The 20,991-nt window shown below is 70.5% G+C and carries 14 protein-coding genes; 13 read left to right on the plus strand and 1 reads right to left on the minus strand.

What is annotated here, in order from left to right; genetic code table 11:
• Window positions 1–5: 5 nt before the first annotated feature.
• Window positions 6–266, minus strand: a complete 261-nt coding sequence (locus ACFWY6_RS02540) for a hypothetical protein (RefSeq protein ID WP_384685525.1) — start codon at window positions 264–266, stop codon at window positions 6–8.
• Between the two features lie 186 nt (window positions 267–452).
• Here ACFWY6_RS02540 and ACFWY6_RS02545 point away from each other — a divergent pair, with 186 nt between their 5' ends.
• The 13 genes from ACFWY6_RS02545 (at window position 453) to ACFWY6_RS02605 (ending at window position 20,990) form a co-directional block, all read left to right on the plus strand.
• A complete protein-coding gene (locus ACFWY6_RS02545) occupies window positions 453–1,112 on the plus strand; it encodes an LmbU family transcriptional regulator (protein ID WP_384685528.1) in 660 nt (219 codons plus the stop codon).
• Window positions 1,113–1,620: 508 nt separating this feature from the next.
• A complete protein-coding gene (locus ACFWY6_RS02550) occupies window positions 1,621–2,628 on the plus strand; it encodes a ParB N-terminal domain-containing protein (RefSeq protein WP_384685531.1) in 1,008 nt (335 codons plus the stop codon).
• A gap of 227 nt (window positions 2,629–2,855) precedes the next feature.
• Window positions 2,856–4,190: a PLP-dependent aminotransferase family protein gene (locus ACFWY6_RS02555; protein ID WP_384685534.1), complete on the plus strand. Its 1,335-nt coding sequence runs from the start codon at window positions 2,856–2,858 to the stop codon at window positions 4,188–4,190.
• Window positions 4,191–4,296: 106 nt separating this feature from the next.
• Window positions 4,297–5,406, plus strand: coding sequence for a 3,5-dihydroxyphenylacetyl-CoA synthase DpgA (dpgA, locus tag ACFWY6_RS02560; protein ID WP_384685537.1), 1,110 nt, complete (start codon window positions 4,297–4,299; stop codon window positions 5,404–5,406).
• A 14-nt stretch (window positions 5,407–5,420) separates the two neighbouring features.
• Complete coding sequence (dpgB, locus tag ACFWY6_RS02565) at window positions 5,421–6,083, plus strand: enoyl-CoA-hydratase DpgB (protein ID WP_384685540.1); 663 nt, start codon at window positions 5,421–5,423, stop codon at window positions 6,081–6,083.
• Window positions 6,080–7,366 carry a (3,5-dihydroxyphenyl)acetyl-CoA 1,2-dioxygenase DpgC gene (gene dpgC / locus ACFWY6_RS02570; protein WP_384685543.1) on the plus strand — a complete coding sequence of 429 codons (1,287 nt, stop codon included), beginning with the start codon at window positions 6,080–6,082 and terminating at the stop codon, window positions 7,364–7,366. Before dpgB ends, dpgC begins: the two co-directional genes overlap by 4 nt.
• Entirely contained in the window at window positions 7,363–8,166 is an 804-nt protein-coding gene (gene dpgD, locus ACFWY6_RS02575; RefSeq protein WP_384685546.1) for an enoyl-CoA-hydratase DpgD, read from the plus strand. The genes dpgC and dpgD overlap by 4 nt, the downstream gene beginning before the upstream one ends.
• Before the next feature lie 24 nt (window positions 8,167–8,190).
• Window positions 8,191–8,991 carry an alpha/beta fold hydrolase gene (locus tag ACFWY6_RS02580; protein WP_384685549.1) on the plus strand — a complete coding sequence of 267 codons (801 nt, stop codon included), beginning with the start codon at window positions 8,191–8,193 and terminating at the stop codon, window positions 8,989–8,991.
• A 59-nt stretch (window positions 8,992–9,050) separates the two neighbouring features.
• Complete coding sequence (locus ACFWY6_RS02585) at window positions 9,051–9,704, plus strand: response regulator transcription factor (RefSeq protein WP_384685552.1); 654 nt, start codon at window positions 9,051–9,053, stop codon at window positions 9,702–9,704.
• A 16-nt stretch (window positions 9,705–9,720) separates the two neighbouring features.
• Window positions 9,721–11,001, plus strand: a complete 1,281-nt coding sequence (locus ACFWY6_RS02590) for a sensor histidine kinase (RefSeq protein ID WP_384685555.1) — start codon at window positions 9,721–9,723, stop codon at window positions 10,999–11,001.
• A gap of 119 nt (window positions 11,002–11,120) precedes the next feature.
• Entirely contained in the window at window positions 11,121–11,366 is a 246-nt protein-coding gene (locus ACFWY6_RS02595; RefSeq protein ID WP_384685558.1) for an MbtH family protein, read from the plus strand.
• A 52-nt stretch (window positions 11,367–11,418) separates the two neighbouring features.
• Window positions 11,419–13,596: an ABC transporter ATP-binding protein gene (locus tag ACFWY6_RS02600; protein ID WP_384685657.1), complete on the plus strand. Its 2,178-nt coding sequence runs from the start codon at window positions 11,419–11,421 to the stop codon at window positions 13,594–13,596.
• A gap of 41 nt (window positions 13,597–13,637) precedes the next feature.
• Window positions 13,638–20,990, plus strand: coding sequence for an amino acid adenylation domain-containing protein (locus tag ACFWY6_RS02605; RefSeq protein ID WP_384685561.1), 7,353 nt, complete (start codon window positions 13,638–13,640; stop codon window positions 20,988–20,990).
• The last annotated feature ends 1 nt before the right edge of the window (window position 20,991 follow it).

The following is a 20,991-nucleotide window of genomic DNA, read 5'->3' on the forward strand; positions in this document are numbered from 1 at the left end:
CCGCGTCAACGGGCGTCGGGGATAAGGAGGTTGATGACCGTGAGGAGCTCGCCGCAGCTGGGGCACTCGTGGAAGGCGCCCAGGCCGGCGCCGGGCTCGGCCGCGTACTGGGCCTCCGCCGGCTCCGGTGCCTCGGCGGCCCGCAGCTGCTGCGCCCGCCACCACCGGGCCCGGCAGCCAGGGGCGCAGAACCTGCGGGTGGGGTTCCGGCTGGTCCAGGCGAACTCTGCGTCGCATTCGGCGCAGCGCCGGGTAGCGGTGGCCATGGGGCCTCCTGTATCTGCTCGCGGGGCTGAGGGCTGTGCGACCAGTAGACAGGGGAATGGGTAACTCCGTTGTAACACAGGGCCACATGGCAGGAAGGGGTGCTCCGCCGCTCGTTCGTCTGCTCCTGTTACCTCGCCGAGACCACCCGAGGTGGAGGATGAGCGAGTGATCAAGGGGGCGATGAGTTGCGCACATCTGCAGGGCGAGCGGCGCGCGGGAGCGAGCAGGCGGCACAGCCGCCGGTCGAGGGCCGGGCGCGGCTCACACCGGACGCCCGGATGGCGCCCCGGCGCACCGCGCTGACGCTGTCCCCCGGTCTTCCGCTGGCGCAGTGGCGCCATATCGGCCGGCAGATATTCGTGGTAGCGGATTCGTCGGCATGGTGGCTGGGCGACTGGCTGATATACGGCAGGAAAGAGTATCCCGACCGCTACCGCAAGGCGGTGGCCGACACCGGCCTCGACTACCAGACCCTGCGCAACTATGCCTGGGTCGCCGGTAAGTTCGAGCCTGCCCAGCGGCATGCGCAGCTCAGTTTCCAGCACCATGCCGAGGTGGCCGGATGTCCTGCGCAGGAGCGGGAGGTCTGGCTGACCCGGGCCGAGCAGGGCGGCTGGTCGCGGAATGAGTTGCGCCGCCGGACCCGGCCTCGGCGTGATTCCGGCGGAGGGTCACTTGCCCCGCAGGTGCAGCTCGATCTGCCGTCCGATCACCGGGTCCGCTGGGAAAGGGCTGCCGCGGCGGCAGGGCTCGACCTGCTGGAGTGGATTGTCCGCATGCTGGACGAGGCGGCCGACGATCCCGGGGAATCTGCGGCCCTGCTCGATGCCTCTCTCGAAATCTGAAACTCCGTTTTCACCGTAGGGCGTTCGCCCCGTTGTCTCGCCGGCGAGACAACGGAATCGCGCATTCTCTCCCCTGTTTCGTGCCAATTGCCCGCTGGCTGTGCAGATACGGGTTGCCGGCCGTGCGGATTCCGTCGGCGGTCGGCGGAAGCCGGCCGCACACACCCGTCGGACCTGCGTCTATTCCCTTGCGTACGGAGCCAGGGCCAACGTTCTCGGCCCCGCCTGAGGCATCTGGCCGACCCCCTCTTGACGGGGCGTACGGTGTCCGGATTCCTGGCGTCAGAGCCGATGGACGGTGTTAGAGTCCCAAGCGGCTAACAGGGTCGTTATTCGGCCCGTGCGGTGGCATTGCGGGGGGAGAAGTCCAATGCGCTCAGCCGTGGGGAAGATCCACAGTGGAAGCGACGCCGGTATCACCTGGTCCACACTCCTTTGGGGTACGCCTAACGCCATGCACCGCTGAGTGCGAGCTGGTTCGCAGGAGTTACCTCGAGAGGAGCTTGTGATGCAGTCTGGCCAGCCTCAGTTCGAACAAGAGATGGTATTCGAAGCCGAGATCAGCTCATTGTCCGTCGCCGCTTCGCCGCGTAGTGCGGGTGATGATCAGGACCATATACAGGCCTTGGTGGAAGTGCGGGTTCCGCTTCCTCCAGTGCTGGTGCATCGGCCGACCATGCGGGTGATCGACGGGGTGCACCGATTACGGGCGGCGCAGCTTCGCGGTGATGAAAAGATCCCCGTAACGTACTTCGACGGAAGCGAATCCGACGCCTTCGTGCTCGCGGTGGAGTCGAACGTCGCGCATGGCCTGCCGCTGTCGATGGCGGACCGGAAGCAGGCGGCGGGCCGGATCATCACGACGCACCCGCATTGGTCGGACCGGATGATCGCCACGACCACGGGTCTGTCGCCCGGCATCGTGTCCGAGATCCGCCGGCGGGCGGCCGGGGGCAACCTCATCGAGGGCAGCAGAATCGGCCAGGACGGGCGGGTCCGGCCGGTCAACATCGCTGCCGGACGCGTGCTGGCCAGCAAGCTCATCCAGGAGAATCCCGGGCTGTCGTTGCGGCAGATCGCGCGTGAGGCCCAGATATCGCCGGAGACCGCCAGGGACGTCAGAAACCGGCTGCGCCGCGGCGAGGACCCGTTGCCGAAGCCGCGCGTTCGGGCGCGTCCACGGCCCGAGGCCGTGGTCCCGGCAACGCCCGCCGAGCGGGCGAGGACCGAGCCGCCCGCGGTGACGAGTGATGGCGGGGCGATCAGCAGGTCGCGGATCGCGGAGCGGGTGGCGGCCGTGGACCGGCTGAAATCCGACCCCGCCCTGCGGTTCAGCGACACCGGACGTACGTTGCTGCGGCTATTCAATTTCCTCACCCTCGCCGGTGCGGAGTGGCAGGCGATTATCGACAGCGTGCCCCCGCACTGCAAGGGGACGGTGACCGGCCTCGCCCGCGAGTGCGCGGGCGTCTGGGAGGAGATCGCCGCGCGCATGGATTATGAGGTTACGGCGTAGGAATAGTTGATCGCGGCTGCCCGACCGGGCCGTCCAAGTGGCGAATTCAGCTGGTTGGACGGGCTCGGTCCAGTCGCGATTTCATTTTCCCGCCGCATCATAATTTCCCTTGTCCAGGAGTTCACCGCGTCCGGTTGGACGTCGTTGTCGAATCCTGGTGCACGTGTGATGCTGAAGCCGGAAACTTACCTTCATTGAATTGCAAGGCGGCCTTTTTGGGGGAGTCCATGATAACGCGGCAGCTTGCGCCGGCGGATTTACTCAGGCAGGACCTGCACGACTCCCTCGCCGACCCGGTCCTTGACACGATGAACTTCCTCAACGAGATCACTTTCCGCTATCCGGATGCGATCTCCTTTGCCCCCGGCCGCCCGTACGACGGCTTCTTCGACACCGAGCAGGTCTTTACCTACATCCGCGGCTACCTCGACCACCTTGCCGCGCAGGGGAGTTCGCCGCAGGAGATCAGGACCGCCCTCTATCAGTACGGCCCGACCGCGGGCACCATCCGCGAGATCATCGCCGATTCGCTGCGGGCCGACGAGGACATCGACGTCCCGGCCGAGTCGCTGGTGGTCACCGTCGGCGCACAGGAGGCGATGCTCCTGGTGCTGCGGGCGCTGATGGCCGGCCCCGACGACGTGCTGCTGGTCTCCAGCCCCTGTTACGTGGGGATCACCGGCGCGGCCCGGCTGCTGGACATCGCCGTCTGCCCGGTCGAGGAACGCGAGGACGGGCTGCACCCCGACGACGTGGAGGCGGCGATCGAGGAGCAGCTGGCCCGCGGCCGCCGCCCGCGCGCCCTCTACGTGCTGCCCGACCACGCCAACCCGGCGGGCACCACCATGAGCGAGCCGGCCCGCCGGGCTCTCCTTCGCCTGGCCGGGCGGCACGGCCTCCTGATCGTGGAGGACAGCCCGTATCGGATGGTGAGCCCCGGCCCGCGGCTGCCGACGCTGAAGTCCCTCGACATCGGCCGCTCGGTGGTGCACCTGGGTTCCTTCTCCAAGACGGTCTTCCCCGGGGCTCGCGTCGGCTTCGTCGTCGCCGACCAGCGGGTCGACGACGGCGCCGGCGGTACGGGCTTGCTCGCAGCCGAACTCGCCAAGATCAAGAGCATGGTGACGGTGAACACCCCGTCGCTCAGCCAGGCCGCCGTGGCCGGCGCGCTGCTCGCCGCCGACGGCCGGCTCTCGGAGCTGAACTCCAAAGCTGCCGACTACTACGGCGACGCCATGGGAGCCATGCTCCGGCATCTCGGCGAGGCCCTGCCCGCCGACCGCCGTGCGGCGCTCGGAGTGCGGTGGAACGAGCCGGCCGGCGGGTTCTTCCTCAGCATGCGGGTCCCCTTCGCGGCGGACGAGGCCGCTCTGACCCGCTCCGCGCGTGAATTCGGAGTCATCTGGACGCCGATGCGGAACTTCCATCCTCACGGCGGCGGCCAGCACGGCATCCGCCTGTCCATCAGCTATCTGACGCCCGCGGAAATGAAAGAAGGCACCGCGCGGCTCGCCCGCTTCATAGCGGCGGAGAACCCCGGAAGGGAAGGGGGAGTTACGTGACCAGCTACTCAGGACTGCTGCGCAGTAAGCCGCGTAGGTGGGGGTGGACGTTCCGGTGACCGCCATCCTTGAAAGCCCGCATTCTCCCCGGAAATCCGCACCGGTCGTGCCTCAGCCCGGCCTGACCGCGAGGCGGGAGTTCCTGCACCCGCGGATCGTTGGCGTCGGTACGGCGGTGTCGCCCACCTCGTACAGCCAGCAGGAGGTGCTCGACGCCTTCGCAATAACCGACCCCCGGGTCCGCTCCGTCTTCCTCAACAGCGCCATCGAGCGCCGCCACCTCACGCTCCCCGCCGTGGACGCCACCGGGGCCCGGATCGCGGAGCCGCAGGGCGACCTGCTCGCCAAACACAAGCAACTGGCCGTCGAGATGGGCGCGGACGCGCTGCGCGCCTGCCTCAAGCGGGCCGGCGCCGACCTTGCCGACCTGCGCCACCTGTGCTGCGTGACCTCCACCGGCTTCCTCACCCCCGGGCTCAGCGCGCTGCTCATCCGGGAGCTGGGCATCGACCGGCACTGCAGCCGTTCCGACATCGTCGGCATGGGCTGCAACGCCGGGCTCAACGCCCTGGGCGTCGTCACCGGCTGGGCCGCGGCCCACCCCGGCGAACTCGCCGTCGTGCTGTGCACGGAGGCCTGCTCGGCGGCGTACGCGATGGACTCGACGATGCGCACGGCCGTCGTGAACAGCCTGTTCGGCGACGGTGCCGGTGCGGTCGCGCTGCTCGCGGGCGAACGAACCGGTGAGCAGACGGGCGCGGCAGGAGCCGAGGAGGGTCCGCGGCTGCTGAAGTTCGCCAGCTGCATCATCCCCGAGGCCATCGGGGCCATGCGCTATGACTGGGACCGGGACCTCGCCCGGTTCAGCTTCTTCCTCGACCCGCAGATCCCGTACGTGGTCGGCGCCCACGCCGAGATCGTCGTGGACCGTCTCCTTGCCGGAACGGGCCTGCGGCGCAGCGACATCACCCACTGGCTGGTGCACTCGGGCGGCAAGAAGGTGATCGACGCGGTCGGCGTGAACCTCGGCCTGACCAGGTACGACGTGCGGCACACCACCAGCGTGCTGCGCGACTACGGAAACGTGTCCAGCGGCTCCTTCCTCTTCTCCTACGAACGGCTGCTGGACGAAGGCGTCACCGAACCAGGGGAGTACGGCGTGCTGATGACCATGGGGCCAGGCTCCACCCTCGAGACGGCACTGGTCCAGTGGTGAGGCGGGAGAGCGCCGTGAAAGAGGTGTTGACGCTGACCGTAGACGGCACCGAGCCGATGTCGGCCGCCGCCGTCTCGGCCGTGCAGGAGGTCTGCGACCGGGCCGAGGCACAGGGCGGCTCCGGCATCCTCACCGTCCGCGTCTCCGGCGCCCCCAGCGGCGACTGGACCAGCGGACTCGACGTGATGCTGGTCAGCAAGTGGGAGCGGGCGCTGCGCCGCCTTGAACGGCTCCCCGTCGCCACGGTTGCGGTCGCCGGTGGCGACTGTGGAGGGACGGCGCTCGACGTGTTCCTGGCCGCGGACGTCCGCGCGGCGACGAACGGCACCCGGCTGCTGATCCCCCGGGACGCCACCGCCACCTGGCCCGGCATGGCGGGCTACCGGCTCGTCGTGCTGGTCGGCACGGCGAGGATCCGCCGCGCCGTGCTCTTCGGCCTGCCGATCGAGGCTCCCGAGGCGCTGCGTCTTGGCATCGTCGACGAGATCGTCGACGAGCCCGCCGCCGCCGCTGCGGCCGTCGCCGGACTTGCCAGCGGGCTGGTCGGCAAGGAGCTGGCGATCCGGCGGCAGTTGCTCTTCGACGCCGCGACGACGAGCTTCGAGGACGCGCTCGGCCCGCATCTGGCCGCCTGCGACCGGGCGCTGCGCGGCACGGCCCAACAGGAGGCGTCGTGACGGCACCCGACCAACCGGTCAGGGACGTCTGGCCGAGCCTGCGAGAGGCGGCGGCCCGCGTGGAGGACCTGATCGCGGCGCTCCCCGACCCCGGTGCGCGCACGCACCCGCAGCGCGCGGAGCTCGCCGCCGCCAAGGACGCGGCCCGGGCGCTGCGGGTGCACTACCTCGACACACACGCCGACGCCGTATTCGAGCGGCTCGCCGACGGGCTGCGCATCGACGAGCTGGTGGCAGCCGCCGCGGACGCCTACCCCGGCCTGGTGCCGACGGAGAAGCAGCTCGCCGCCGATCGCGGCCGCCGCCAGGCGGACAAGGAGGGCTGGGAGATAGACCAGGGCATCTTCCTGCGGGCGGTGCTGCGCTCCCCGCTGGCGGGCCCGCGGGTCCTTGACGCGATGCTGCGGCCGACGCCGCGCGCCCTGCGGCTGCTGCCGGAGTTCCGCCGCACCGGGGTGCTGCGCACCCGCTCGGTCCTGCTGGAACGGCGGGACGGCGCCGCGCACCTGACGATGTGCAGGGACGACTGCCTGAACGCCGAGGACGGTGAGCAGGTCGACGACATGGAGACCGCCGTGGACCTCGCGCTCCTCGACGAGGAGGTGCGCGTCGGCGTGCTGCGGGGCGGGGAGATGAGCCATCCCCGCTACCGAGGCAAGCGGGTGTTCAGCGCCGGCATCAACCTCAAGAGCCTGCATGCCGGCGGCATCTCGCTGACCGGCTTCCTGCTCCGCCGCGAACTCGGCTACCTCCGCAAGCTGGTCACCGGCCTGCTCACCGACCACGCCGGGGCCTGGCATTCCCGTACGGTCGAAAAGCCCTGGATCGCGGCCGTCGACACCTTCGCCATCGGCGGCGGCATGCAGCTGCTGCTCGCCTGCGACCAGGTGCTCGCCGCGTCGGACGCCTATCTCACTCTGCCCGCCGCCCGTGAGGGCATCGTGCCGGGAGCCGCCAACTTCCGCCTCGGCCGGCACGCCGGTCCGCGGATCTCCCGCCAGGTCATCCTGTCGGGGCGGCGGATCTGGGCGACCGAACCGGACGCCCGGCTGCTGATCGATGAGGTCGTGGAGCCCGGCGAGCTCGACGCCGCCGTGGCTCGCGGCGTGGCGCAGATGCAGAGCCCGGCGGTCGTCGCGAACCGCAGAATGCTGAACGCCGTCGAAGAGCCGCCGGAGGAATTCCGCCGGTACATGGCCGAATTCGCGCTGCAGCAGGCGCTGCGCCTGTACGGCGAGGACGTCATCGACAAGGTCGGCGGGTTCGCGGGGCGCACCGGATGAACGACGCCGGCCCCCGGGTGCGGTGCGTCACGCGCGACCACGTCGCCTACGTCACGCTCGACCGCCCGGACGTGCTCAACGCGATGGACCTGCGCATGCATGAGGAACTCGGCGCGGTCTGGGACTACGTCGAGGCCGACGACGAGGTACGCGTCGCCGTACTCACCGGGGCCGGCGACCGCGCCTTCAGCGTCGGACAGGACCTCAAGGAGCGCGCCCGTCTTGGCGCCCAGGGCGCGCCGCCGACCACCTTCGGCAGCCGCGGCCAGAGCGGCTGGCCGCGGCTCACCGACCGCTTCACGCTGTCCAAGCCGGTGCTCGCGCGGGTCCAGGGCTACGCCCTCGGCGGCGGGTTCGAACTCGCTCTGGCCTGCGACCTGATCATCGCCTCCGAGCGGGCCGTGTTCGGCCTGCCCGAGGCGCGGCTCGGCCTGATCCCCGGGGCGGGCGGCGCGTTCCGGCTGATCCGGCAGCTGCCGCAGAAGGTCGCGCTCGGACACCTGCTGACCGGCCGCAGCCTCGACGCCGCCGAGGCCCTGCGGTACGGCCTGGTCAACGAGGTCGTACCGCCTGACCGGCTGGATGACTGCGTCGCCCAGTGGACGCGGGACCTGGTGTGCAGTGCCCCGCTCTCGGTACGGGCGATCAAGCAGGCCGCCCTGGCGTCGGTCGACATGCCGCTCCCGGACGCGTTCACCGCCACCTACAGCTGGGAGGAGCGCCGCAGACGCAGTGGGGATGCGGCGGAAGGGGTCAAGGCCTTCACGGAGAAGCGCGATCCCGTCTGGACCGGTAAGTGAGCGGAGAGCAAAGGGGGATGCCCGATGCCGGTGGTGCCTGTCAACGGGATCAGGCTGAGCTACGACGACTACGGTTCCGGAGAGCCGGTGGTGATGGTCACCGGAACCGCCGCGCCCGGGCGGATTTGGCGCACCCACCAGGTCCCGGCTCTGAAGGCGGCCGGCTACCGGGTCGTCACCGTCGACAACCGGGGCATCCCGCCGACCGAAGCCGGACCGCGGCCATACACCCTCGACGACATGGCGGCTGATGTCGCCGGACTCATCGAGCACCTGGGCGCGGGCCCGTGCCGGGTCGTCGGCTTCTCCCTGGGCGGCATCATCGTCGCCGAACTGCTGCTGGCCCGCCCCGAGCTCGTCCGGCAGGCCGTGCTGATCGCCTCCTGCGGCCGGGCGGACGCGCTGATCGCAGCCATGGCGGCCGCCGACCTGGCACTGGCCGACAGCGGCGCCCTGCCGCCGGCGTACGCGGCCTATGCGCAGGCGATCCAGAACCTGTCGCCGGAAACCCTCAATGACGAGGAGCGCCTGCAGGACTGGCTGGCCGTCTTCGAGCTGTCCGGGGCCGCCCCCGGGTCGGTCCGCGCCCAGCTGGGCCTGCAGCTGATCGGCAACCGGCTGCCCGCCTACCGCCGGATCGGCGTGCCCTGCCACGTCATCGGCTTCGCCGACGACCTCGTCGCCCGCCCGCACCTGGTCCGTGAGGTCGCGGCGGCGATCCCCGGCGCCGGTTACACCGAAATCTCCGGCTGCGGCCACTTCGGCTGCCTGGAAAAGCCCGACGCGGTGAACGAGGCGATGACCGGATTCTTCACGCCCAGCTGACGTATCCGAGCGATAGCGTTGTCGGCTGAAGGCGACCGGGCTGCGCTAGGGGTGGGGCGATGAGAGTGCTGGTGGTTGAGGATCATGCCGTGCTGGCGGAATCGGTGGCGCGGGTATTACGCCGCGAAGGAATGGCCGTCGATGTCGTACACGACGGTGAACGCGCCCTGGAGAGCACCTCCGTCGTCGACTACGACGTCGTCGTGCTCGACCGGGACCTCCCCGGGATCCACGGCGACGACGTCTGCGGCACGCTGGCCGAACAGCCGCAGCAGCCCCGTGTGCTGATGCTCACCGCCTCCGGCACGATGGCCGAGCGGGTGGACGGGCTGAATCTGGGCGCGGACGACTATCTGCCCAAGCCCTTCGCCTATCCGGAGCTCATCGCCCGGATCCGCGCCATCTCCCGGCGCCCGCAGCAGGCGCTCGCGCCCATCCTCGACCACGGCGACCTGCGGCTCGACCCAGGCAAGCGGCTCGCCACTCGCGGCGGCGAGCGGCTGCCACTCAACCCCAAGGAGCTGGCGGTCCTCGAGTACCTCATGGCCGCCGAGGGCCGGGTGGTACCGACCGAGGAGCTGCTGGAGCGGGTGTGGGACGACGCAACGGACCCGTTCACCAACACCGTCAAGACGACGATCAACCGGCTGCGCGCGAAGCTGGGGTCCCCGCCCGTGATCGAGACGGTGCCCCGCGGCGGGTACCGGATCTGACCGGATCTGAGGTGTCATGCGCTCGTTCCCGCTGACCGCGACCCACCTCACCCGCGCCCGGGCCGCCGCGCTGCTGCGGCCCCGGCGGGTACGCATGCGCCTCACCCTGCTGTACGGAGGGCTGTTCGTCCTGTCCGGCGCCGTCCTGCTCACCATCACCTATCTGCTCGTGGCCAGCTCCACCGGCGGCCCCGTCCTGGTCAGCGGCTACCAGGAGTCGTCGGAGTCGGGTGAGCCGCCGCGCCACAGCCGACTCATCGGCGACGGCCGACCGGCGTCGGCCGACCAGCTTACGGAAGGGCTGCGCCAGCAGGCCGCCCGTACCCACGAGGAAATGATGAGCCGGCTGCTGTTCGAGTCGGCGATCGCCCTCGCGGTCACGGCGGTGATCGCGATCTGGCTCGGCTGGCTGGTCGCCGGCCGGGTGCTGCACCCGCTGCGCTCCATGACCACCGCCATCCAGCAGATCACGGCACGCAATGTGCACGAGCGGCTGGCCGTCGACGGCCCGCGCGACGAGCTGAAGGACCTCGCCGACACGGTGGACGGCCTGCTCGGCCGACTGGAGACGGCCCTGGACTCCCATAGACGCTTCGTCGCCAACGCCGCGCACGAACTGCGCACCCCGCTCACGATGGAGCACGCGTTGCTCGAGGAGTCCCTCATCGACGGCGCCCCGACGGTCGAGTCCTTCCGCAGCAACTTCCAGCGGCTGCTGGCGATCAGCAAGCAGCAGGGCCGACTGCTGGAGTCGCTGCTGTTCCTGGCGACCAGCGAGCGCGGCCTCGAGCAGCCGGAGCCGCTGGAGCTGGCGCACCTCGCCGACGAAATCGTACGTACCTTCCGCCCGGCCGCCGAACGGCGCGGCCTGCGGCTCGTCGCCGATGTCGAGCCCGCCGCCCTGCACGGCGACCCAGCGCTGGTGGAACGGCTGCTGGCCAACCTCCTCGACAACGCGATCGACTACAACCGCCCCGACGGGCAGGTGGAGATCACCATCGGCGCCCGCTCCGGCCGGGCCTTCGTCCGGGTCGCCAACACCGGTCCGCAGGTCCCCGCGGACCAGGTCGACCGGCTGTTCAACCCCTTCCAGCGGATGCGCCGCAACGCCGACGACGGCCACCACGGCCTCGGCCTGTCCATCGTCCGCTCCATCGCCACCGCACACGACGCCGAACTCACGGCGCAGGACCGCCCGGACGGCGGCCTGGTCGTGCAGGTGACCTTTCCCGCACAGCGCAAGCTCACCGGCGCTGCGACGAGAGCGATGACAAGAAAGGCCGACGAGTCCAAATAGCGTGTCCAAGTGCCGAGAATAAGCGGTTGGACAGGGCTGTCAAATTACGCTGCTTGTCGTCTACCAGGGGCCTGATTATTGTTGGCCGCGCCCAGGTGAACCCATTGACGGGAGTGGTCATGGCGAATCCCTTTGACGACGAGAACGGCTCCTTTCTGGTGCTGGTGAACGACGAAAACCAGCATTCTCTCTGGCCCGCATTCGCCGAGGTGCCGGACGGCTGGAAGGTCGTTTTCGGCGAGGGAATGCGAGCGGCCTGCATGTCGTACATCGAGGAGAACTGGACGGACATGCGTCCCAGGAGCCTCGCCGAGGCGATGGACGCGGCCGACGGCGAGAATGCCACGGCCGAATCCGTCAACTGACCGAAGACCGACCGGACGGCGAGACAACGGGACAGAGGTGGTAGCTGTGGCCATGATGGGTGGCCCAGGACCGGTGATCGTGCGAGGGGACGGACCGGATCCGTCCATCGGGAGACAAGAGGTCAGGCCCGGCACCGCCAAGCGAATATTCCCGTACGCCAGGCGACACCGCCGCATAATAGTGGGCCTGTTGGCGACGACGACGCTGAACGCCGGCATCGCGGTTGCCATTCCGGTGATGTTCAAATACCTCATCGACAACGGAATTCTCAAGAACGACACCTCGGCCGTCGTATGGATAGCCGTGGCAGTCGCCGGATTGTCCCTCGTGGCCGGCCTGCTGGGATTCGTGGAGGCCTGGGTGTCCGCCCGGGTCAGCGAGGGGCTCATCTACGACCTGCGGACCGAGGTCTTCGACCACGTACAGCGGCAGCCGCTGGCCTTCTTCACCCGGGCCCAGACCGGAGCGCTGGTCAGCCGGCTCAACACCGACGTGATGGGAGCACAAGCGGCGCTCACGTCGCTGCTCTCCACCGTCGTCTCCGCGGCGCTCACCCTCACCTTCATCCTGATCACGATGATCTACCTGTCGTGGGTCATCACGCTGATCGCCCTGCTGCTGGCCCCGTTCTTCGTGGTGCCCGGCCGGGTCATCGGCCGCCGGATGCAGCGGCTCATGCGGCGGCACATGCAGATCAACGCCGAAATGGGCTCGATGATGCATGAGCGGTTCAACGTCACCGGCGCCCTCCTCGCCAAGCTCTACGGCCGCCCCGGCCGGGAGTCGGCCGAGTTCTCCGGACTGGCGGGCAGAAGCCGCGACGTGGGAGTGCAGACCTCCGTCCACATGAAGCTGCTCTTCCTCTCCACCATGCTGGTCAGCTCGCTGGCCACGGCCGCGGTGTACGGGGTCGGCGGCCATCTGGTCATCGACCGCACCATCCAGATGGGCACCCTGGTGGCCCTGGCCACCCTGCTCACCCGGCTGATGCAGCCGATCGGCCAGCTCTCCAACGCCCAGGCGGACGTGATGAATACGCTGGTCAGCTTTGACCGGCTGTTCGAGGTCCTGGACCTGAAGCCGCTGATCGCGGAGAAGCCGGACGCGGTGGCGCTGCCGGCGGCGAGCCGTGCCGGGAGCGGTGCCCGAGACGGTGCCGACGGCAAGCAGCCGCCCGCGGTGTCGATCGAGTTCGACAACGTGTCGTTCCGCTACCCCAAGGCGGCCGACGTCTCGCTCGCCTCCCTCGAATCGATCGCGCTGCCGATGCCGGAGCGCGCCGGCGACGCCTGGACCCTGCGGGACCTCAGCTTCACCGCACCGGCCGGCAAGCTCACCGCGCTGGTCGGCCGCTCCGGAGCGGGCAAGACGACCATCACGCACCTGGTGCCGCGCCTGTACGACCCGGGCGCCGGCACGGTGCGCATCGGCGGCCATGACCTGCGCGACCTGACCCTGGAGTCGGTGCTTGACACCGTCGGCATGGTCACCCAGGATGCGCACCTCTTCCACACCACCATCCGCCAGAACCTCACTTACGCCCGCCCGGACGCCACCGAGCAGGACCTGATCGACGCCTGCAAGGCCGCGCAGATCTGGGAGCTGATTGAAGCGCTTCCGGACGGCTTCGACACCGTGGTCGGCGACCGTGGCTACCGGCTCTCCGGCGGCGAGAAGCAGCGCATCGCCATGGCCAGGCTGCTGTTGAAGGCTCCGCCCGTCGTGGTCCTCGACGAGGCCACCGCGCATCTCGATTCGGAGTCCGAGGCGGCCGTGCAACAGGCCCTCAAGACCGCGCTGAAGGGGCGCACCTCGCTGGTCATCGCCCACCGACTGGCAACGATCCGCGACGCCGACCAGATCTTGGTGATCGACGAGGGCCGGGTCCAGGAGTCGGGCACCCACGAGGAACTGCTCGAACAGGGCGGGCTGTACGCCGAGTTGTACCGGACGCAGTTCGCTGACCAGTCGAAGAACGGATCGCCGGCGCCGCGACCGGAACTGGAGCCGGTGCATACGGGCGGGCCCGGGCCCGGGCCCGGGCCTGGGCCTGGGCCGGGCGGTCCTGGTGGCCGTGGTCCGGTGCGGATCGGGATGGGACCCGAGCCCGGAATGGGACCAGGGCCGGGGATGGGCCCTGGGCCGGGCATGGGACCGGGGCCCGGGGGGCCCGGAGGCGGCGGCCCCTTCTTCCACCAGGGCCCGCCACCGCCGCCGGAGCACCGCTAATTCCGCGCCCAGCGATCGACGACCCAGTGGAGACCTCTGGCATGTCTGACTCTCGCCGCACGAATGTCACCAACACCGTTCCGGAACTCATCCGGGCCCACGCGCTTCGGTCGCCGAATGCGGTGGCGGTGCGGTGTGGGGCGGAGGTTGTCTCGTACGGGGAGTTGGAGGTTCGGTCGAATCGGCTGGCTCGGTATCTGCGTGGGCTTGGGGTGGTTCGGGAGTCGCGGGTGGGTCTGCGGTTGCCGCGGGGTGTCGACATGGTGGTGTCGATGCTGGCGGTGTGGAAGGCCGGGGGTGCGTATGTGCCGCTGGACCCTGAGTACCCGGCTGACCGGCTGGAGTTCATGACGGTCGACAGTGGCGCGTCGGTGGTGATCGATGCCGAGTGGCTGACGGAAGCCGGGGCCGGGGTTGCTGCCGAGCAAGGTGCACCGCTCGAAGTGGACTGTGATCTCGATCAGTTGGCGTATGCGATCTATACGTCGGGGTCGACCGGCCGTCCGAAGGGTGTGGCGGTGGCGCATCGGGGCGTAGCCAATCTGGTCGAGGCGATGGCGTCGGTGCTGGGCGTCTCGGAGGGGACGACGGCGCTGCAGTTCGCGTCGTTCAGCTTCGATGCCTCGGTTCTTGACGTGGCCGTGACGCTGGCGTCCGGTGGCACGCTGGCGATCGCGACCGGCGAGGAGCGTACGGATCCGCAGGCCCTGGCGGAGATGATCGAATCGGCCGGGGTGACGGTGGCCAGCGTGGTGCCCTCCCTGCTGTCCGTGCTCGACCCGAAGACGGTCCCCGGCATCCGCAACTGGGTGCTGGGTGCCGAGCGGTTGACCGCCGACCTGGCCGCCAAGTGGCGTGCGCAGGCTGGGCTGTGGAACACCTACGGTCCCACCGAGGCCACCGTCATGACCACGGCCGTGGAACTGCCAGCAAGCTTCACGTCCGATGCCGAAGCGCCGGCGATCGGCGGTCCGCTGCCCAACACCAGGGTCTTCGTGCTGGACGATTTCCTGCGCCCGGTGCCGATCGGTGCCACCGGCGAGGTGTATCTGGCCGGCCCGGGTCTGGCCCGCGGTTACCTGGGCCGTCGGGAGCTGACCGCCGAACGGTTTGTGGCCTGCCCGTACGCTGACGGCGCGCGCATGTACCGCACCGGCGACCTCGCCAAGTGGAGCGGCGACGGGCTGCTGCACTTCCAGGGCCGCGCCGACGAACAGGTGAAGATCCGCGGGTTCCGCATCGAGCTCGGCGAGATCGAATCCGTCCTCACCTGCCACCCGGATGTCACCCAGGCCACTGTCATCGCCCGCGACGACCGCCTCGTCGCGTACACCGTGTCCGACGCGTCGCTGGACCCCGCCGCCATACGGGAGTTCACCGCCACCCGCCTCCCCGACTACATGGTCCCGGCCACCATCACGATCCTGGACGCCCTGCCCCTCACCCCCAACGGCAAGGTCGACAAGACCGCCCTCCCCGCCCCGGAATCGGCCACCGGCCACGGACGGGCACCATCCACCCCCGTCGAGGAGATCCTCTGCACCCTCTTCGCCGACGTCCTCGGCATGGGCGAGGTCCGTATCGATGACGACTTCTTCCAGCTGGGCGGGGACTCACTGCTCGGCATGCGGCTCGTCGCCCGAATCCGCGCGGTGCTTGACACCGAGCTGGGTATCCGCGACGTCTTCGGCGCACCCACTGTGGCCGGGATCGCCCGGTTGGTCGGCGACGCCGCGGCCGGGAACCGGGTGGCGCTGCGGCCGCAGCCGCGGCCCGACGACGTGCCGCTGTCGTTCGGCCAGCAGCGCATGTGGTTCCTGAGCCGGATGGACGGCGTGGACTCGGAGGCGGCGGGGGCGTACAACCTGCCGCTGGCGCTGCGGATGGAGGGTGAGCTGGATCTGCAGGCGCTGGAGGCGGCGCTCGGCGACGTCGCCGACCGGCACGAGAGCCTGCGCACCGTCTACCCCGACCGGGAGGGCAAGCCCCGCCAGCACGTACTGGCCGGACATGATGCCCATCCGCGGCCGGCCGTCGTGGACACCGAGGAGTCCCGCCTCGATGAGACTCTGGCCGGGCTCAGCGGCCGTGGCTTCGATCTGAGTGTGGAGCTGCCGTGGCGGGTGTCGTTGCTGCGGGTGGCGCCGAGGGAGTCTGTGCTGCTGTTGGTGGTGCATCACATTGCCTCGGACGGCTGGTCGATGGGGGTGCTGGCCCGGGATCTGCGGGTGGCGTACGAGGCTCGCTGCGAAGGGCGGGCGCCGGGCTGGGACCCGTTGCCGGTGCAGTACGCGGACTATGCCCTCTGGCAGCGGGAGGCGCTGGGTGACCCGGGTGATCCGGAGAGTGTGATCAGCGGGCAGCTGGCGTACTGGAAGGACGCGCTCGCCGACGCACCACCCGAGCTGGCGCTGCCGATGGACCGCGCCCGTACCGCGGCCCCCTCTTTCCGCAGCGGAACCGTGGACGTCGATGTGTCCGCACAGACGCACGCCCGCCTGATCGAGGCGGCCGGGCACGGCCGGGCGACGATGTTCATGCTGGTGCATGCCGCGCTGTCGGTGCTGCTGTCGCGGATGGGCGCCGGGTCGGACATCCCCCTCGGTACGCCCGTCGCGGGACGCGGGGATGCGCAGCTGGAGGGGCTGTCGGGGTTCTTCGTGAACACGCTGGTGCTGCGGGCGGACCTGGAAGGTGATCCGTCGTTCGCCGAGGTGCTGCGGCGGGTGCGGGAGGCGGATCTGGCGGCGTACGCGCATCAGGACGTGCCGTTCGAGCGGCTGGTGGAGGAGCTGAACCCGGCGCGCTCGCTGTCCCGCAACCCGCTGTTCCAGGTGATGCTCGCGCTGCAGAACATCCCCGAGGCCGAATGGCAGCTGCCCGGCCTACGCGTCACCCCGCTCCCGCCCGTGGCGGAGTTGCCGGCGCGGTTCGACCTGTCCGTATCGCTGGGCGAGCGGTGGGGTGTGGATGGCGCTCCGGCGGGTCTCGGGGGCGGGATTCTGTACGCGGCGGATCTCTTCGACGAGTCGACGGTACGGGCCCTTGGTGACCGTCTCGTACGGGTCCTGGAGCAGGTGGCGGCGGATCCGCAGGTGCGGCTGAGCGAGATCGACGTACTCGAGACGGACGAACGGGCGCGCGTGGTCGAGGAATGGAACGCCGGCACCCGGCCGTTCGGCCCGCTGACCGTGCCGGAGCGCTTCCAGGAGTGGGTGGTCCGGACCCCGGACGTGGCCGCGGTGCGCTGCGGGTCCGAGGAGCTGTCGTACGCGGAGCTGGAGGCGCGGTCGAATCGGCTGGCCCGCTACCTCCGTCGGCAGGGCGTGCGCGGGGAGTCGCGGGTGGGTCTGCGGTTGCCGCGGGGTGTCGACATGGTGGTGTCGATGCTGGCGGTGTGGAAGGCCGGCGGCGCGTACGTGCCGCTGGACCCGGAGTACCCCGCCGATCGCCTCGAGTTCATGGTCGCGTCCAGCGAGGCACAGGTCGTGCTGGACACCGCCGTGCTGGCCGACGCGGAGGAGGCGATCACCGCGGAGTCGGAGCTGCCGCTCGAAATAGAGGTAGCTCACGACCAGTTGGCGTACGTGATCTACACCTCCGGCTCCACCGGCCGTCCCAAGGGCGTCGCTGTCCCCCACCGAGGCCCGGCCAATCTCGTCGAGGCGATGGGGCCTGTGCTGGGCGCCGGTCCTGGCGAGGTGACGTTGCAGTTCGCGTCGTTCAGCTTCGACGCCTCGGTGCTTGACGTAGCCGTGACCCTGGCCTCCGGCGGCACCCTGGCGATCGCCGCCAGTGAGGAGCGCACCGACCCGCAGGCCCTGGCCGCCATGGTCGAGGGAAGTGGTGTCACCGTCGCGAGCGTGGTGCCCTCACTGCTCGGAGTTCTGGACCCGCAGACCGTCCCCGGCGTACGCAACTGGGTGCTGGGGGCCGAGCGCCTCACCGCCGACCTCGCCGCCAAGTGGCGGGCGGCGGCCGGGCTGTGGAACACCTACGGGCCGACCGAGTCGACCGTCATTGCCACGGCCGTGGCGCTCGACGAGGGCATCACACCGGACGATCAGCCCCCGGCGATCGGCAGCCCGCTGCCCAACACCCGGGTCTACGTCCTGGACGACTTCCTGCGTCCGGTGCCGATCGGTGCCACCGGCGAGGTCTATTTGGCCGGTCCGGGGCTGGCCCGCGGCTACCTGGGCCGTCGGGAGCTGACCGCCGAACGGTTCGTGGCCTGCCCGTACGCCGACGGCGCCCGCATGTACCGCACCGGCGACCTCGCCAAATGGAGCGGCGACGGGCAACTGCACTTCCAGGGCCGCGCCGACGAACAAATCAAGATCCGCGGCTTCCGCATCGAACTCGGCGAGATCGAGTCGGTCATCGCCGCCCACGAACACATCGCCCAGGCGGCCGTCGTCGTCCGCGAGGACCGGCCCGGCGACCCCCGCCTGGTCGCCTACGCTGTCCCCGTCGAGGGCGCCGGACTGGACCCGGACGCCGTGCGGGAGTTCGCCGCCGCCCGGCTGCCCGAGTACATGGTTCCGGCCACGGTGATGGCGCTCAACGCGCTGCCGCTCACCCCCAACGGCAAGCTGCACAAGTCCGCCCTGCCCGCGCCGAGCTACGCCAACCTGGTCTCGGCGCAGGCGGCGCAGGGTGAACTCCAGGAGACCCTGTGCGTCCTCTTCGCCGAGGTGTTGGGCCTGGAGCGGGTCGGGCCGGACGACAACTTCTTCGACCTGGGCGGCAACTCGGCCCTGGCGATGCGGCTGGCGGGACGGGTGCGTACCGAACTCGGCGCTGAGCTGAGCATCCGGCAGTTCTTCGGCGCCTCGACCCCGGTCGGCGTGGAGCGGCTGATCGGCGCCAAGCTGCGGCCGCCGCTGCGGGCGGTGGAACAGCGGCCCGCCGAACTCCCCGCCTCCGTGCACCAGCAGCGGGTCTGGCAGGCGGAACGGGCGGCCGGCGCGGACGCGACGAGCAACCTCGCCGCCGCGCTGCGGCTCGAGGGCGAGTTGGACGTGCCGGCTCTGCGGGCGGCGCTGGCCGATGTGGTGGCGCGGCATGAGCTGTTGCGTACGCGGTTCCGGGAGAGCCCGGAGGGCACGCTGGTGCAGGAGCTGTCCGAGGCCGGCGACGACGTCGTACGCGCCGGGCCGGCGGTGCTGCCGGCGGTGCTGCCGGCGAGCGAGGACGAGCTGCCCGGGCTGCTGGCGTCCCGTATTCGGCAGTGCTTCGACCTGTCCCGGGAGATGCCCTGGGCGCAGCATCTCTTCAGGCTCTCGGCCACCGGGCATGTGCTGCTCCTCGTCATCCACCCGATCGCGGCGGACGAGTCCTCGGTGAATCTGCTGATCCGCGACCTCGCGGCCGCCTACGGGGCACGCCGCGAAGGGCGGGCGTCCGAACGGGCGCCGCTGCCACTGCAGTTCGCCGACTACGCGCTCTGGGAGCGCGAGCTGCTCAAGGGTGAGGAGGAGGCGGAGAGCCTGGTCGCCGATCAGCTCGAGTACTGGAGGGCCGCCTGGGCCGACGCCCCGCTGCGGACCGGACTGCCGACGGACCGGGAGCCGGCGGCCGGGCCGGACCGGCGCACCGCCTCCATCCCGATCCGGATCCCGGCGGACACCCACGCCCAGCTCCTTGACGCGGCCGACGCCGCCGGCGCGACGACCTTCACGGCGGTGCACGCCGCGCTCGCGCTGCTGCTCTCCCGGCTCGGCGCCGGCACGGACCTGCTGCTGGGCACCGTACTGCCGCGGCCGGACGGGGAGGAGAGCCTGGAAGGCGTGGTCGGGCCGCTGTCCGGGCTGCTGTCGCTGCGCCTGGACACCCACGGCAACCCGGCCTTCCGCACCCTGGTCAAGCGGGCCAGGGAGGCGTACCAGGAAGCGCTGCAGAACCAGGACGTGCCCTTCGACCGGCTGGTGGAGCGGCTTGAGCCGAGGTCGAGCGGAGCCCATCACCCGGTATTTCAGGTTCTCCTCGACGTACGCGACGACATCGCCGAGAAGTGGGAGGACGCGGGGTTGCCGGGTCTTGCCACCACCAGGCTGCCGCTGCCGCCCCAGAACTCCGCGCTCGACCTGCGGCTCACCCTGACCGAGAGCTTCGAGGACTACGGGGACCCGGACGGCATCGTCGGCAGCCTGGACTACGCCGTCGACCTCTTCGACGAGCCGGAGGCCGCCGCTTTCGCCCGCCGGCTGGTGCGGGTCCTTGAGCAGGTCGCGAAGGATCCGGAACTCCCGATCGGCAAACTCGAACTCCTTGACGAGGGCGAGCGGGCCCTGACCGAGCGGCCGGCGGCCGCGCCCGGCGACCAGGGCACGGACGTGCGGTGGCCGGACGGTACCCGTGCCCATCTGCTGGACTTCTACCTCCGTCCGGTCCCGCCGGGCGCCCTCGGCGAGGTGTACGTCACCGGCCCGGCGCTCGCGCAGCGCTACCCGGACGCATCCGGCGAGACCGGCAGCCGCCTCGTCGCCAGCCCCTTCGGCCGCCGCGGCGAACGGATGCTGCGCACCGGCCACTGGGCCCGGCGCGAAGCCTCCGGCCTGCTGCGGCCGCACGCCGCGGGCGACCCGGACCGGCACCGGCGCGACGGCGTTGGCCGACGCACCGTCAGAAACTCCGAGGACCTCGGGGTGCTGCTGCCCCTGCGTGCCGAGGGCCATCGCCGGCCGCTGTTCTGCATTCACCACGGCACCGGCCTGAGCTGGAGTTACGCCACCTTGCTGCCGCACCTTCCGGCCGATCTGCCGATGTACGGCATCCAGGCGCGCGGCCTCGCAGGACCGGAGCCGCTGCCGCAGAGCATGGAAGAGATGGTGGACGACTACGTTGCCCAGCTGCGGAGCGTGCAGCCGCACGGCCCGTACCGGCTGACCGGCTGGTCCTTCGGCGGTGTCGTCGCGCAGGCCATCGCGTGCCGGCTGGAGGAACTGGGCGAGCAGGTCGATCTGCTCGCGCTGCTCGACGCGTATCCGTACCGGGACGTCGGATCCGTCGGCAGCGACCAGGAGGGCGGCCTCGGTCCGGTGGACGGCAGGGGCAGCTGGGACGAGGACAGCGGCGCCGGTCCCGGCCGGGACGTGGAGGCGCGCGGGGCACAGCTGGAGAACATGCGGGAGGTCATCATGAACATCGTCGGCCTCATCCGCGACCACACCCCGCGCCGCTTCGGCGGCGACCTGCTGGTGTTCGTGGCGACCGAGCGGCGCACCGAGAAGTTGCTGGCCACCGAGGCCATCGCGAGCTGGCGCCCATACGTTGCCGGGAACATCGAGACCCACGAGGTCACCTCCAGCCACGAGGACATGCTCGAATCCGCGCACCGGTCCGGCATCGGCCGCGTGCTCACCGCGAAGATCCGTGCCGGAAGGGGCGATTGAG

The organism is Streptomyces sp. NPDC059037 (assembly GCF_042740015.1).
Taxonomy (GTDB): domain Bacteria; phylum Actinomycetota; class Actinomycetes; order Streptomycetales; family Streptomycetaceae; genus Streptomyces.

Coding starts and splice junctions, on each gene's coding strand:
- ACFWY6_RS02540 (WP_384685525.1), bottom strand. CDS start 266: ATGGCCACCGCTACCCGGCGCTGCGCCGAATGCGACGCAGAGTTCGCC.
- ACFWY6_RS02585 (WP_384685552.1), top strand. CDS start 9,051: ATGAGAGTGCTGGTGGTTGAGGATCATGCCGTGCTGGCGGAATCGGTG.
- ACFWY6_RS02600 (WP_384685657.1), top strand. CDS start 11,419: ATGATGGGTGGCCCAGGACCGGTGATCGTGCGAGGGGACGGACCGGAT.
- ACFWY6_RS02580 (WP_384685549.1), top strand. CDS start 8,191: ATGCCGGTGGTGCCTGTCAACGGGATCAGGCTGAGCTACGACGACTAC.
- ACFWY6_RS02605 (WP_384685561.1), top strand. CDS start 13,638: ATGTCTGACTCTCGCCGCACGAATGTCACCAACACCGTTCCGGAACTC.
- ACFWY6_RS02550 (WP_384685531.1), top strand. CDS start 1,621: ATGCAGTCTGGCCAGCCTCAGTTCGAACAAGAGATGGTATTCGAAGCC.
- dpgD (WP_384685546.1), top strand. CDS start 7,363: ATGAACGACGCCGGCCCCCGGGTGCGGTGCGTCACGCGCGACCACGTC.
- ACFWY6_RS02590 (WP_384685555.1), top strand. CDS start 9,721: ATGCGCTCGTTCCCGCTGACCGCGACCCACCTCACCCGCGCCCGGGCC.
- ACFWY6_RS02595 (WP_384685558.1), top strand. CDS start 11,121: ATGGCGAATCCCTTTGACGACGAGAACGGCTCCTTTCTGGTGCTGGTG.
- ACFWY6_RS02555 (WP_384685534.1), top strand. CDS start 2,856: ATGATAACGCGGCAGCTTGCGCCGGCGGATTTACTCAGGCAGGACCTG.